Source organism: Aeromonas sp. QDB56 (assembly GCF_027705505.1).
Taxonomy (GTDB): domain Bacteria; phylum Pseudomonadota; class Gammaproteobacteria; order Enterobacterales; family Aeromonadaceae; genus Aeromonas; species Aeromonas caviae.
In genome coordinates this window covers 1-865 of record NZ_JAPDBZ010000309.1, presented here as the reverse complement: position 1 = coordinate 865, position 865 = coordinate 1, and the positions used below count along the sequence as shown (strand labels likewise).

Here is an 865-nt window from a genome sequence, read left to right as displayed (position 1 = left end):
AGAGCCGGCTGGAATGACGACTATCGGGCTCAGTTATTCTTTGGTTAAAATATCAACAAAGTGTGCTCCCGCCCTGCTGAAGGGCCGGCACCGGGGTGGAAGACCAGAGATAGACATAGCCGTCGTTCACCTCCTTGCCATTCCCGGCCATGGCGCGGGGGAAGATGGTTTCGTTCAATGCCGGTTTGTAACAGGCGGACTCCAGAATGCTGGCGAGCTCCTTGATGGTGGGCAGGCGCCAGTCGTGATGACCACCAAAGCCATACAGGGCATGGCTCGGTTCGGTGCGGATCCGTTCCGCCGTCTGCAGTGCCTGTTGCCAGTAGAGGCGGGTGGGTTCCCCCTCGCAGCTCTGGTTGCGCCAGGTCTGGCCGAGCTGGCAGCGCATCCAGATCAGACCGGTGCCCCTGTCGGTGACAGTGCCGTTGCCGTGATCCTGGAAACGGGCGGTGGGGCTGGTACGGGGCAGGGCGTCGTCGCAGATGGCGATGGCCAGTGCCAGGGGGCTGCACAGGGTGAGCAGCAGGGTCAGAAGATACTTGTTCATCGTGTTACCTCGGCCACCAGGCGCAGTTGCAGACCGTTGGCGTCATTGCTGTTTTGAACTGGGGTGGGATAGTCGGCACCGGCGTCCTCGCCGAGGAAGATGTGGGCGATGGCGCTCAGAGGCGCGCTCTCCAGCCGACGGGACGGGGTCAGGGTCTGGCTCCAGTAATAGCCATCGAAGCCATCTTAAATGCGAAAGGGGACTCCCTCCGACGTAGGTGGGAGGGGAATTTCGCCGGGGCGTCGGCCTTGTTGCACAATTCCAAAGCAGGACAGCAGTCTCTCAGGCGCCGATTTCGCTCAGTTGACCTGTTGTCGT

The 865-nt window shown here is 61.4% G+C and carries 2 pseudogenes; both read right to left on the bottom strand.

The window, feature by feature from the left end:
• Positions 1 to 82 precede the first annotated feature (82 nt).
• Positions 83 to 547: pseudogene (locus tag OKB81_RS20610) on the bottom strand (Lcl C-terminal domain-containing protein); the annotation flags it as partial.
• A pseudogene (locus OKB81_RS20605) lies at positions 544 to 726 on the bottom strand (DUF1566 domain-containing protein); the annotation flags it as partial. The pseudogenes OKB81_RS20605 and OKB81_RS20610, both read right to left, overlap by 4 nt.
• Positions 727 to 865: the final 139 nt, after the last annotated feature.